The organism is Kutzneria sp. NPDC052558 (assembly GCF_044547355.1).
Taxonomy (GTDB): Bacteria; Actinomycetota; Actinomycetes; order Mycobacteriales; family Pseudonocardiaceae; genus Kutzneria.
The window spans coordinates 148,220-160,344 of record NZ_JBIUAG010000008.1; the positions used below are offsets into that span (position 1 = coordinate 148,220).

Genomic DNA, 12,125 nt, shown 5'->3' on the forward strand with positions numbered 1-12,125 from the left:
AGCGTCTCTCCGGCATCCCGCCTCCGAAGTGGTCAAACTCCGCGCCGCTTCGGTCGCACGCCTCCCACAACACATCCAACCAGGAGGAACCCATGAAGGAGCTCACCCAACTGGAGTCCGCCGTCGACCAGGTCCTGAACCTCGACTCGGCCGCACAGGGCAACCAGGCCAACCGGGATGTCTTGAAGTTCTTGGTAGCACAGGTAAATCGACTACATGCGGCCATAGTCATCACCACGTCCGCAGCCCGCGCAGCCGGCGGGACGGAGCCGGCTGGCGACGTCAGAGAGTTCCTCACCCGCGAGTGCCACTACTCCGGCCGCGAAGCCGCCAGGCTCGTTGCCGTCGCCGAGCGGCTGACCACAACGCTCCCCAACACGCTCGCCGCGCTCGCCGGTGGGCACATCACCTGGGCACACGCGACAACCGTTGCCCGGGCGGAAAAAACGCTGGGCCAGGCGCACGTGTCCGACCACGAACAAGCCTGGATCCGCAACCTCGCCAACCAGGCGGGGCCGGAGCGGCTTCAGCGTATGGTTCGCGCGCTCGCCGACGAGCGGGGCATCGGGCGCGCGGCCCGGGCCACTGCGCGACCTCACGGACCGGACCAACCGTCCTTCCCGGAGCCTGCCGCCACAACGACCGAGCCCTCGGCGTCCGACAGCAAACCGGAGTTTGACTCAGATCCGAAAGATGTGGTAGCGAGCCAGGGAATCCACCTTCGCAGCGTCGCCGATGACGCCACCGAGCCCGGACGGTCGGAGACGGCGAACCTGAGCTCGACCCCTCTGGCGAGCGCCACGACGCCGGACATGACAGACACTCATGTAACGACGGCCCGTTGCGTTCAACCCGGTTGCACCAACGAGGCGAAGCATCACCGGCTCGCCTGCACGATCAGGCTGCTGCCGGCCGTGAACGCGACCATGACGGTGGGCATGCTTGTCTGCGAGACCCACCTGGCGGGCGTCGAACCCCAAGTCATCGCCGCCGAACTCGACGTGGCGATCAGCGATCCGGCCGGCATCGCGGCCTGACGTCGACGGAAAGGGATGACCGACCGTCGGACAGCGCCCCGACGCCTTGAGCCCGACGACCGGTCTGGTCGATGTACGTCGCCGTGATCCTCAGCGACGTACCGGCGGCACTCCATCCTCGCCGGGCGCGAGCCCGAGCATCTCGAGCAGCTGCCGACAGTCGTCGACGTCGAGAGCGCCACGGGCAACCGCGAGGCGGGCCCTGTGCACCTGCTCGGCCGAGATCTTCGATGGCTCGTCGCTGCGTTGGACCGGCACGTTCGTCGAGCCACGCGGCATCGAGTCGTCGTGCTGCCAGAGGAACTTTCGGACTTCAAGGGACCCGCTCATGGTGCCTCCCCGACTCAGCTCTCGGCGGCGAGGCTAAGCGAGCTACGGCGTGGCTTGCAGCCCCCCGGAGAGTGATTCCCTTCAGACGGAGAGTAACCGTGAGTTATGCACCAGATCGCGCACTGATCAACATCGAGGAGGTGACGGCTGGCCAAACCCCCTGCTCGCGGGCGATATCGAGGTCTCATACGACTACCCAGTAGGGGTAATTGATCTTGCCGGAACGGCAGGATACGCGGACGGCACACTGCCCCAGCGCGCGGACGACGGCGCCAACCGGGCACGCCGCCTTGCCCGTCAAACTCCACACACCGCGACGACCCACCCACGGCGGCGCGTCACGGCGAATCCGGTCGCCCACGCCACGCCGAGGTCGGGTGACGGCCGCAAGGACGTGCCCGCCAGCCGCGGCGACCCCGATGCTGGAGCGAAGACAGCCTCCGGCGTGAACCTGATCAGCGCGCCGATGCCGTCATGCGGGGATGCGGAGCGGGAGTGGGCCGAAATGTTGCGGGCACGCCCTCATGGTCGACGCCGGTCGACGCGGACGCCATCGGTACGAGCATGCCGCCAGTTCTCAATGAGCTCAGATGCCAGGCCCGATCGACCGATCACACAGGATTAAACAGGATGCACCTACATTGCCGAGAACCGGGATCTTCCGCAGTTCGGAAGGCTTGACATATCAAGACGGCACAGCACGCCCGGAGCGTCACCAGCCTGGCCGAGCCCGCGAGACGATCTTGGATGCCCCGGTGAGACTCCAGCGGCCACGACAGGCAGCGCGATCTGCCCACTTAGACGCTGCTCCGCAATTCTCCACAGTTACGTCTTCGACGTTCCGAGCACGGTGCTCATTGGACACACTCCGCATCGCTCCCCGGTTCGGCGATCGACGAAACCGCGAACACACAAGATCGTGGCGTTCAAGGAACGCTTCAGCCCTGCCAGCGCGATTGACGCCGGATAGCACCCATCAGCACCGCGGTGGGAGTCCACGAGCCGACGCCGATTTGAGCGCAACCTGATGGTTGCGATACGCCCGATCGCGCACATCTCCGCAGACCAGGGGGCACTTTCGACTGCCCGACAAGACGCCGAGCCGATGCGCTGTCAGGCAGGCAAACTGCCAGGTGCCCGAGAACCGAGAACCTCACGCGACCTTGACGCGAGCAAGGACAACCAGCACTTGACCTCCGCGCGACGCATTGCCCGTTCGACACCGGCCGAGCAACCCGGATCCCTCCGTCCAGGGCGTCGGCCCGCCAGGAAGGCGCCGCTCGATTGCCGAGGTTCGGTAGGTCGCCCACCTCCGCTCCCAACTCACCATGCGCGCTGAGACCCGGCGAAAAGTTCACGCACCGCGACGGAAAATTCGTCACTCATAGTCGCGACACCGGCCGAAAGCGACGAAGAGTAACGAGCAGCCAGGCCGGTCACACTCCGTGCGCTTCATAACCCACTGCCATCGTCAGCCTTTCCAAGGGCCCGTAGCGGGCATGCGCAGTCGAACGCAAGCGCTGACCGGAGCAGCCCCACTCAGCCGTGGCGAGCAATGATCACTTACATCGGACCCACTACGTGGTTTTCAAGTATGAAATTCGGGCATGAATCCGAGGCGAAACCCTCCCACGAGGCAACGACCCATGTCACAATCGCATTGCTGACATACCCCCGGTCAGCGCCTGTGGAGATCCCCTCCGGCCCCCGCGTTCCTCCCCCTGGCGCGGGGGCCTCTCCATGTCAGCCCCGTGTGGTGGCGGACACACCCGTCACCTGCCCGCAACCGAACCGTTATCCTCTCCCGGTGCCTCTTCCCTCGCTTGGACGAAAAAAGGACGCCAGACACCGCGAGCCGGCCCGTGAGCAGCAGGAAGCCGCTCCGGACCACGAGCTGGAGAACTACCTGGCGGCGCTCGCGCCCGAGGGCGACGTCGAGACCACCGGGTCCGGCCGCCGCTTTGGCAACGCGCAGGTCTACCAGCTGCGGCTGTCGCTGACCGCGAACGAGCAGCTCCGCGAACTCGCCGCCCTGCACCAGACCTCTCCACTGGCACTGGCCCAGGAGTGGATCACCCAGCGGCTGGCCTGGGAGGCCCAGAACCAGCAGCACGGGCACTACTGACCCGTCCTGCCGCCGAAAGTGACCTCTTCCCCGGCAACCGACCTCCCTGCGGCCGGCGCTCGCATACGATCAAGAGGTGCCGACGCTCCAGCTCCGTAGGAACGATCGGCGTCGTCATTTGGTCGTATGGGGCGACACTCCGCTCGCGTTCCGACTGGTCGACGAGCTGATCAACCGGTACGACGAGGACGTCACCGTCATCCTCCGGTCCAAGCAGGAGAACTACGGACCGCGGATTGCCCAGCTCAGCCGGGTCAAGGTCATCGAGGCGGCAGCGCCCGACAACGCCGCGTTCCAGCAGGCGAAGCTGGGGACAGCCCGGGCTCTGGCCCTGTTGGGCTCCGATGACGCCGGCAACATCCATGCCGCCCTGCTGGCCCAGGACATCAACCCTGACCTACGGCTCGTGCTGCGCCTGTTCAACACGAGCCTGGGACACCGGGTCCGCACGCTGTTCGCCGACTGCGCGGTGCTCTCCGACGCGGCGATGGCGGCCCCCTCGTTCGTCGCGGCGTCTCTCGGCCGCGAGGGCCCGACCCACATCCGGGTCTCCGGCCGCACCTTGTACGTGGTGCGCCGGGACGAGGTCGAGGCCGAGCGGATCATCTGCGGTCTCGCCGACACTGCCGACCAGGCCCATCCGGACCTGCTGCCGGTAGACAAGCAGTCGACCGACCTGGTGTTGGCGTTCGCCAACGGCTCCGACGTCGAGAAAGCCGTGACTCCTCGGCGACACAAGTGGCTCACCGCACTGCGCCGCAACTTCGGCTCGGTGTTCAACCGGCGGGTTGGGGTCGCCGCCCTCTCGCTGTTCGTGCTGTTGGCCATCGGCACCACGATGTTCGCCACCTTCGGCGGCTACACCTGGTGGAACGCCATCTACGAGACGGCACTCGACGTGGCCGGCGCGGCCCAGCCGCTGGACAGCATGCCGGTCATCAACAAGATCACCCAGGTGATGGTGACGATCGTCGGCATCTCGATCATCCCGATCATCACGGCGGTCGCGCTGGACGCGGTGGTCAGCGCCCGCCTTGCCGCCGCGGCCGGCCCCAAGGGACCGTTCCACGACCATGTCGTGGTCATCGGGCTTGGCCAGGTCGGTGTACGGGTCATCGCCCAACTTCACGACCTGGGTGTCCCGGTCGTCGGCATCGACCGCAACGAGAACGCCCGCGGTGTGCCACTGGCCAAGCGGCTCGGCATCCCGGTGGTCATCGGCGACGCCAGCCGAGACGACACGCTGCGTCAGGCCTACATCGGCACCAGCCGAGCCCTGGTCACGCTGAGTTCGCACGACGTGGTGAACCTGGAGGCGGCGCTGACCGCGCGCGCCATCCGCAGCGACCTCACGGTGGTCCTCCGACTGTTCGACAACGACTTCGCGCGGCTGGTGGAGCGCCGCTTCAACATCAACGTGTCCAGGAGTGTGTCGTCCCTGGCCGCGCCGGCCTTCGCCGCCGCCATGGTGGAACGCCAGGTCATCGGCACGATCCCGGTCGGCCGGCGGGTGCTGCTGATCGCCGAGGTTCCTGTCGGTGAAGGAACCGGGCTCAACGGCATGACCGTGCGCCAGGTCGAGGAGCGGTGCGAGGTTCGGGTGATAGGCCTTCAGCGCCGCACCGAGCAGCGCCTGGACTGGCAGCCGGCCGCCGAGCACCAACTCGTGCCTCGGGACCGACTGATGGTGGTCGCCACCAGGAGCGGCCTGGGGCAGATCCTCGCCAGCAGCATCTAGGCGGGCGCCCCGGCATCTTGATCGAATTGAGAACGTTGCTGTCCGTGCTCGGCGGTAACGTTCAAGAACTCAGTCGCCAGCATCTCCCATTCCTGTGACGTGAATCACGTTTGATGTGGTCAACGTTGGCTGGAGCTGCGACGTCGATTGAGTGCAGGAAGTGATGAGGGGTTCGGGGGAAGGGGTTGCCGTGCGGCGATCGGTCGGAGGTACTCGGTGGGCCATGACAGTGGGCGTGGTCGCCACCGTGCTGGGTTTAGCCGCGTGTAGTTCCAACGGCGCGCAGGGCCCGGCCCAACCGACGCAGACGGAACAGAAGGTCTCGCCGGCGGCGGTCACCAAGCCGGCCAAGGTCACGCAGATCCCTGGTGACACCGCGCAGAACGTCTCGCCGGCCGACCCCGTGCAGGTCACGGTGGCCGATGGCGCCCTGACCGACGTGCACCTGGTCAACGACCAGGGCCGGGAGGTGACCGGTCTGGTGGCACCCGACAAGCACACTTGGACCGCCACCGAATCGCTCGGTTACGGCCACAGCTACACCTGGTCCGGCACGGCCCTCGGCTCCGACGGCAAGCAGGTGCCCCTGAGCGGCACGTTCCACACGCTCACCCCGGCCCGGCAGATCAGCGCGCAGATCAACATCGCCGACAATGACACCGTGGGCGTGGCCGAGCCGATCGTGCTGACGTTCAGCGCGCCGGTGCAGGACAAGGCCTCGGTGGAGCGGGCGCTGACCGTGCAGAGCACGAACGCCGCCCCCGGCTCGTGGGCCTGGCTGGACGACAAGACGCTGCACTACCGCACCAAGGACTACTGGCCGGCCAACACCAAGGTCACGCTGCTGGCCAAGCTGTACGGCACGTCCTTCGGCAACGGCGCGTACGGCGCGGAGGACATGTCGCTGAACTTCACCGTCGGCCGCAGCCTGGTGATGCGCGGCAACACGCAGACCCACCACCTGCAGATCTTCCAGGACGGCAACATGATCGCCGACTACCCGGCGAGCTACGGCCTGGACTCCGACCCGGGCCGGGTGACCAACAGCGGCACGCACATCGTGATGTCCAAGAGCGCGACCTACTCGATGAGCAACCCGAAGTACCACTACGAGAACGTCGTGGTCCCGTGGGCGGTGCGGATCTCGAACAACGGCGAGTTCATCCACGGTTACGCCCCCAGCATCTGGGCGCAGGGCAACACCAACGTCTCGCATGGCTGCGTCAACCTGGCGCCGGCCAACGCGCAGATCGTCTACAACGAGGTGCTGCCGGGCGACCCGGTGGAGATCACCGGGTCCACTCAGCAGCTCGGCCCCGAGGACGGGGACTACTACGACTGGGCCGTCGGCTGGGACCAGTGGGTGGCCAAGTCGGCGCTGCACGGCTGACGCGGCCGACCGGCGGCGAATCGCCGTCGAGGGCTGACGCACAACTTCATTGCTGACGAACTACTCCTCGCCCCTGGATCTCGGCCGACGCCGCGGTTCAGGGGCGAGGTCGTCGGTGGCGCACGTCACGCCACGGGTTCGGGCAGTTCAGCTGCGCTTTCGGCTGGTCGTTACGTCAACTTCGCTGTGTTGCGGGATGGCGCTGGGTACCGTCCTGTCTGCCAAGAAGAGAGGCGAGGATGACCGACTCCGAGCAGATGGCGGAGCTGCTGGCGCGCAACGCGGCGATGCTGGACTCGATGAGCCAGCTGCTGGCCAGCGCGCGGGAGCAGCTGGCCCACGTGCAGCAGCTCAACCGTGATCTGCGTACGCGCACGTGCATGGCGCAGTCGCCGGACCAGACGGTGACGGTTGTCGTCGACGGCGTCGGCGGACTGCGTCAGCTTTCGTTCGACCGCGACGCGTTCGAGCACCACACGCCGGCCAGCCTCGCCGAGGCGGTCGCCCAGGCCGTTCGTGATGCGATGCAGCAGTCGAGCAATGCGTCGGCATTGCTCGAAGGCGACGGCATTGCTCCGACGTCGCCGGAGTCGTCGGCCGCCCGACACGACGCTGGTCCGCCGCCGATCCTCGAGTCGAGCACCGCCGAGCAGCCGCTGTTCGCCGAGCAGACCGAACCCGTCGACCGACTCGACCACCTCGACCGGCCCGGAGTCGTCGACCGGCCCGAGATCCGCGACCGTCCGGCTGCCGAGGAAGCGCCGCTCGTGGCCGAGCCGCCGGTCGCGACGGCCGTCGCGGAGCCGAGCTACGACTTGGAACCGGTTCCGGCTCCGGTCGCGATCCAGGACCCGGCCCCGCCGGCGGTAGCCCAGTCCGCCACCGGCAGCCAGATCGAGAACGTCATGACCGCGCTCAGCAAGCTCCAGTCCTACACCGGGATCGTGACCCGCGTGCTGGGCGTCCGCGATCCGGAGCGGGCGGCGGCCATCGCGGCCGAGTACCAGCTGGGCGACACGATCGTCGAACGGACCTTCCTGAGCACCTCGGCAAATCCGGCCTACACCGGCGACGGCCTGGTCCGGTACACCATCGACGCCCGTCACGGCGGCAAGCTCATCGGGGCGATCTCCGAGGACGGCGAGCAGTTCGGCGAGGTGGTGTTCGGGCCCGGCTCCGCGTTCCGGGTCACCGGCAAGCGGTACTACCCGAGCATCAAGGGCTGGGACATCGCGCTGGAGGAACTGGGCTGACATGGCGATGAGCGAGTGGGAGTGGGCGCCCGGCACCAGCCAGGAGCACGTCGACCGGATCACCCGGTTCCATATGGACAGCCTGGCCGTGCCGGTCGAGCAGCGGATCCGCCCGTCGGATCCGGGCCGGCACGACTTCCCGATCGGCCTGGACGAGAACGGCCGCAAGTTCCCGGTGCCGCCGCAGCCGCCGACCTGGGCCGATCGCGTGCTCGGCTGCGTGCTCGCCGGCGCCGTCGGCGACGCGCTGGGGGCGTCGATCGAGTTCCTGCCGATCGACATGATCCGACGTCAGCACGGCGAGCAGGGCGTGACCGGCTTCGGGCCGGCCGGTCCGGACGGCACGATCACCGACGACACCCAGATGACGCTGTTCACGCTCGAAGGCCTCATCCGTGCTCATGTGCGTGACCGCATCTCGAACGCGGGCGACCCGGTGCCGGTCGTCCAGCACGCCTACCAGCGCTGGCTGCACACGCAGGGGTTCGACTGGCCGCAGGCCGGCGGCCCGTTCGCCGAGGGCCGCGCCCAGCCAGACGGCTGGCTGGTGAGCGAGCGCGGCCTGTTCGCCCGTCGGGCGCCGGGCAACACGTGCGTGACGGCGCTGCGGGTGTTCGCCGCTGGCAACCCAGCGGGATCGATAGCGCACCCGGTCAACGACTCGAAGGGGTGCGGCGGCGTCATGCGGGCCGCACCGGTGGCGCTCTGGTCGACGGATGCCGAGGTGGTTTTCGCCCTGGGCGCCGCGACCGCCGCGCTCACGCACGGTCACCCGAGCGGCTACTTGTCGGCGGCGTCGCTGGCGTTCCTCGTGCACGGCCTTCTCACCGGAGCGTCACTGCCGGACTGCATCGCCGCGCTGACGCCCGTGCTGACCAGGTGGCAGGGACATGATGAGCAGTTGGCGCGACTGACGACGGCGGTCCGGCTGGCGGACGAAGGGCTGGTCAGCGCCGAGCGACTGGCCGATGAGCTGGGCGGCGGCTGGGTGGGCGAGGAGGCGCTGGCGATCGCGGTGTACGCGATGCTGGTGACCGACACCCTGCCGGAGGCGCTGCGGATCTCCGTGAACCACTCCGGCGACAGCGACTCGACCGGCTCGGTCTGCGGCAATCTCGCCGGGGCCCGCTACGGCGTGGCCGCGATCCCGGCCGACTGGCTGGAGCAGCTGGAACTGAGGCCGGCGATCACCTCGCTGACCAGGGACGCGCTGGCCGAATTCGGGCCGACGCCGCCGGTCGACGACGCGTGGCTCCAGCGCTATCCGGGGTGGTGAGCTAGTTGTTTCGGTCCGACCCGGCGCGACAGCTGCGCCGGGTCGGACTGACTCGATATCGGTCAACTGGACCTTTATCGGTCTTCGAGCACATGGCCGTGCTCAGCCGATCGCGTCGAGCAGCGCCTGGCGCTGCCGGTCGCCGAGGCCGGCGGCCCGACGGTCAGCGTCGATGCCGGTCTCCTCGAGCAGCTTGGCGACCTTGACGGCGCCGAGCCCGGGCACGGCCTTCAGCAGCTGGGCGACCTTCGTCTTGCCGACGGTCTTGTCGTCCTTGGCGCGCTTGAGCACCTCACCGAAGGTCGTCTCACCGGACTTGATCGAAGCAAGCAGCGCGGTGCGGGCCTTGCGGGCCTCCGCAGCCTTCGCCAGCGCTTCCGCACGCTGCTCAGGGGTCAGTGTGGGCAGAGCCAACTTCATGGTCCTTTCTTGCGACGAGGGGTTGCTCGACCGCCATCATGCACGCTGACCACGACTTTCGTCAGCGTTCGCGCCTGTTGGCGCGTCGCGGCAACCCCGTGGGTGACGCTACGCCAGCCTTTCCAGTGACACCCGGCGAGCGAGATAAGTTCATCCAGGTGAAGTCGACCTCACGCGGAGTTCACGCCCGGCGCGCCCAACAGTTGGGAGCCGGCCCGCTGCTGTTGACGGCCTCTCGACGGCGTGAGCACCATGGCGATATGCCCTCTGTGCTGCTGAAACGTCGTAAACGACAGCACCACGGCGGCATCGGGCCAGGTCAGCGGCCGCAGGCCGGAACCGATCCAGTGCACAGCGCGGCGGGGACCGAGCTGTCCACAGCCTCACCTGGCGCGGACACCCCATCTGGCGACCACGAGAGTGTTGTACGCCACCTGATCGACTTGACCCCTCTGACCTGGACGGACCGGTTCGCATGACCGATCGACCCTGGGGATTCCGGACCCGCGCCCTGCACGCCGGCGGCACCCCGGACCCGACGACCGGCGCCCGCGCGGTGCCGATCTACCAGACCACGAGCTTCGTGTTCGAGGACAGCGCGGACGCCGCGAGCCTGTTCGCCCTCCAGAAGTACGGCAACATCTACAGCCGGATCGGCAACCCCACGGTCGCGGCGTTCGAGGAACGCATCGCCAGTCTCGAGGGCGGCATCGGCGCGGTCGCCACGGCCAGTGGCCAGGCCGCGGAGTTCCTCACGTTCACGGCGCTGGCTGAGAACGGCGACCACATCGTGTCGGCGGCCAACCTGTACGGCGGCACGGTGACCCAACTGGACGGGACGCTGCGCCGGTTCGGCGTGGACACGACGTTCGTGGCCGCGGACGACATCGACGCCTATGCGGCGGCGCTGACGCCGCGGACCAAGCTCATCTACACCGAGGTCATCGGCAACCCGAACGGCGACATCGCCGACCTCGAAGGCCTCGCCGATCTGGCCCGATCGGCCGGAATCCCGCTGGTCGTGGACGCCACGCTGGCCACCCCGTACCTGTGCCGGCCCCTGGAGCAGGGCGCCGACATCGTGCTGCACTCGGCGACCAAGTTCCTCGGCGGCCACGGCACCACCCTCGGGGGCGTCGTCGTCGAGTCTGGAAGGTTCGACTGGGGCAACGGCAACTTCCCGCGGATGACGGAGACGGTGCCCAGCTACGGCGGGCTCCGGTACTGGGAGAACTTCGGCGAGTACGCGTTCTGCACCAGGTTGCGCGCCGAGCAACTCCGCGACATTGGCGCAGTGCTCGCGCCTCACTCGGCGTTCCTGCTGCTCCAGGGAGTGGAGACACTTCCGCATCGGATGGACGCGCACGTGCGCAATGCTCTGGAGATCGCGCGCTGGTTGGAGGCCGACGAGCGCGTCTCGTGGGTGAGCTACGCGGGGCTGGAGTCGCACCGCCACCATGACCGCGCCGCCAAGTACCTGCCGAAGGGACCGGGCGCGGTGTTCTCGTTCGGCGTCCGCGGTGGACGTGCGGCCGGGCAGCGGTTCGTCGAATCCGTCGAGCTGTGCAGCCACTTGGCCAACATCGGCGACGTCCGCACGCTGGTGATCCATCCAGCGTCCACCACGCACCAGCAGCTGTCGGACTCCCAACTGGCCGACGCCGGCGTGACACCCGACCTGATCAGGCTGTCGGTCGGTCTTGAGGACGTCGAGGACGTGCTGTGGGACATCGATCAGGCTCTGGCGGAGGCGGTGAAGCAGCGGTGACCTGGACAAGCCCGTCGGCCCGGGACCGCAGGGACATCCTGCGGAGCACTCGGTCGGTGACACTGGTCGGCGCGTCGAACAATCCGGCGCGGCCGAGCTACTTCGTCGCCACCTACCTGCTCGCCTCGACCGACTACGACGTCACCTTCGTCAATCCGCGGCTCACCGAACTGCTCGGCCGACCGGTCTACCCGTCGCTCGCCGACCTGCCGTCGAAGCCGGACCTGGTCTCGGTGTTCCGCAAGCACGACGATCTGCCCGGGGTCGCCGACGAGGTGATCGCCGCCGGGGCGCGCACCCTGTGGCTACAGCTCGGGCTGTGGCACGAGACCGTGGCCGAGCATGCCGCGGACGCCGGTCTGAACGTGGTGATGAACCGCTGCGTGAAGATCGAGCACGCCCGGTTCGCCGGTGGCCTGCACCTGGCCGGCTTCAACACGGGCGTGGTGTCCTCGCGGCGTCACGCCAATCTCTGAGCCAACTATCAGCAAATACATCATTGGCACGCAAGGTAACCACCCATACGGCCCAATGCCGCCCGTTCCGGGGACACCAAGGCCTGCGGAACGGCCTCGTTGAGTGCGCTACCCGGACCAAACGTCACCGAATCGCGGATCACCTCAAGGCAGGAGGCAACGCCGGGCCACCCACCACGTCTTATTCGTTGTGAGGCCGCCGCCTACTCTTCTGTGGGGCGAGGTCGGCCACGAATGGGTCTGGGCTGATCCGGGACACACGGGCCGTGAGCGAAGAGGGTTACATGCTGGTCGGAGCAATCGCGGGGCGTC

The 12,125-nt window shown here is 67.9% G+C and carries 10 protein-coding genes; 8 read left to right on the plus strand and 2 right to left on the minus strand.

Translation table 11 applies throughout. The features are described from left to right. Positions 1 to 92: 92 nt before the first annotated feature. Positions 93 to 1,037, plus strand: a complete 945-nt coding sequence (locus ACIG5F_RS16845) for a DUF222 domain-containing protein (protein ID WP_396518602.1) — start codon at positions 93 to 95, stop codon at positions 1,035 to 1,037. Between the two features lie 90 nt (positions 1,038 to 1,127). Here the strand turns inward: ACIG5F_RS16845 and ACIG5F_RS16850 are convergent, their stop codons facing one another. Continuing rightward, complete coding sequence (locus tag ACIG5F_RS16850) at positions 1,128 to 1,367, minus strand: hypothetical protein (RefSeq protein ID WP_396518603.1); 240 nt, start codon at positions 1,365 to 1,367, stop codon at positions 1,128 to 1,130. A 1,807-nt stretch (positions 1,368 to 3,174) separates the two neighbouring features. On the opposite strand from ACIG5F_RS16850, the gene ACIG5F_RS16855 reads away from it, so the two are divergent. From ACIG5F_RS16855 to ACIG5F_RS16875, 5 genes are all read left to right on the plus strand, one after another. Further along, positions 3,175 to 3,492, plus strand: coding sequence for a hypothetical protein (locus tag ACIG5F_RS16855; protein ID WP_396518604.1), 318 nt, complete (start codon positions 3,175 to 3,177; stop codon positions 3,490 to 3,492). A gap of 76 nt (positions 3,493 to 3,568) precedes the next feature. Further along, the gene (locus ACIG5F_RS16860) at positions 3,569 to 5,230 is read left to right on the plus strand and encodes an NAD-binding protein (RefSeq protein WP_396518605.1); all 1,662 of its coding nucleotides are present in this window, start codon (positions 3,569 to 3,571) and stop codon (positions 5,228 to 5,230) included. Positions 5,231 to 5,453: 223 nt separating this feature from the next. Then, positions 5,454 to 6,620: an Ig-like domain-containing protein gene (locus ACIG5F_RS16865; RefSeq protein ID WP_396518606.1), complete on the plus strand. Its 1,167-nt coding sequence runs from the start codon at positions 5,454 to 5,456 to the stop codon at positions 6,618 to 6,620. A 239-nt stretch (positions 6,621 to 6,859) separates the two neighbouring features. Then, positions 6,860 to 7,873, plus strand: coding sequence for a YbaB/EbfC family nucleoid-associated protein (locus ACIG5F_RS16870; protein WP_396518607.1), 1,014 nt, complete (start codon positions 6,860 to 6,862; stop codon positions 7,871 to 7,873). A gap of 7 nt (positions 7,874 to 7,880) precedes the next feature. Next, positions 7,881 to 9,149, plus strand: a complete 1,269-nt coding sequence (locus tag ACIG5F_RS16875; protein WP_396518608.1) for an ADP-ribosylglycohydrolase family protein — start codon at positions 7,881 to 7,883, stop codon at positions 9,147 to 9,149. A 102-nt stretch (positions 9,150 to 9,251) separates the two neighbouring features. Here ACIG5F_RS16875 and mihF read toward each other — a convergent pair whose 3' ends face one another. Then, positions 9,252 to 9,563 (minus strand): integration host factor, actinobacterial type, encoded by a 312-nt coding sequence (gene mihF, locus ACIG5F_RS16880; protein WP_184868828.1) that lies wholly within the window; start codon positions 9,561 to 9,563, stop codon positions 9,252 to 9,254. A gap of 481 nt (positions 9,564 to 10,044) precedes the next feature. Between mihF and ACIG5F_RS16885 the strand changes: the two genes are divergently transcribed. Then, positions 10,045 to 11,337 (plus strand): O-acetylhomoserine aminocarboxypropyltransferase/cysteine synthase family protein, encoded by a 1,293-nt coding sequence (locus tag ACIG5F_RS16885; protein WP_396518609.1) that lies wholly within the window; start codon positions 10,045 to 10,047, stop codon positions 11,335 to 11,337. After that, on the plus strand, positions 11,334 to 11,813 hold the full coding sequence (locus ACIG5F_RS16890) for a CoA-binding protein (RefSeq protein WP_396518610.1): 480 nt from the start codon (positions 11,334 to 11,336) through the stop codon (positions 11,811 to 11,813). The genes ACIG5F_RS16885 and ACIG5F_RS16890 overlap by 4 nt, the downstream gene beginning before the upstream one ends. The last annotated feature ends 312 nt before the right edge of the window (positions 11,814 to 12,125 follow it).

What these genes read in the sequence shown, in the direction of transcription:
- ACIG5F_RS16885 (WP_396518609.1), top strand. Translation starts at nt 10,045, where the DNA reads ATGACCGATCGACCCTGGGGATTCCGGACCCGCGCCCTGCACGCCGGC.
- ACIG5F_RS16845 (WP_396518602.1), top strand. Translation starts at nt 93, where the DNA reads ATGAAGGAGCTCACCCAACTGGAGTCCGCCGTCGACCAGGTCCTGAAC.
- ACIG5F_RS16870 (WP_396518607.1), top strand. Translation starts at nt 6,860, where the DNA reads ATGACCGACTCCGAGCAGATGGCGGAGCTGCTGGCGCGCAACGCGGCG.
- ACIG5F_RS16850 (WP_396518603.1), bottom strand. Translation starts at nt 1,367, where the DNA reads ATGAGCGGGTCCCTTGAAGTCCGAAAGTTCCTCTGGCAGCACGACGAC.
- ACIG5F_RS16875 (WP_396518608.1), top strand. Translation starts at nt 7,881, where the DNA reads ATGAGCGAGTGGGAGTGGGCGCCCGGCACCAGCCAGGAGCACGTCGAC.
- ACIG5F_RS16865 (WP_396518606.1), top strand. Translation starts at nt 5,454, where the DNA reads ATGACAGTGGGCGTGGTCGCCACCGTGCTGGGTTTAGCCGCGTGTAGT.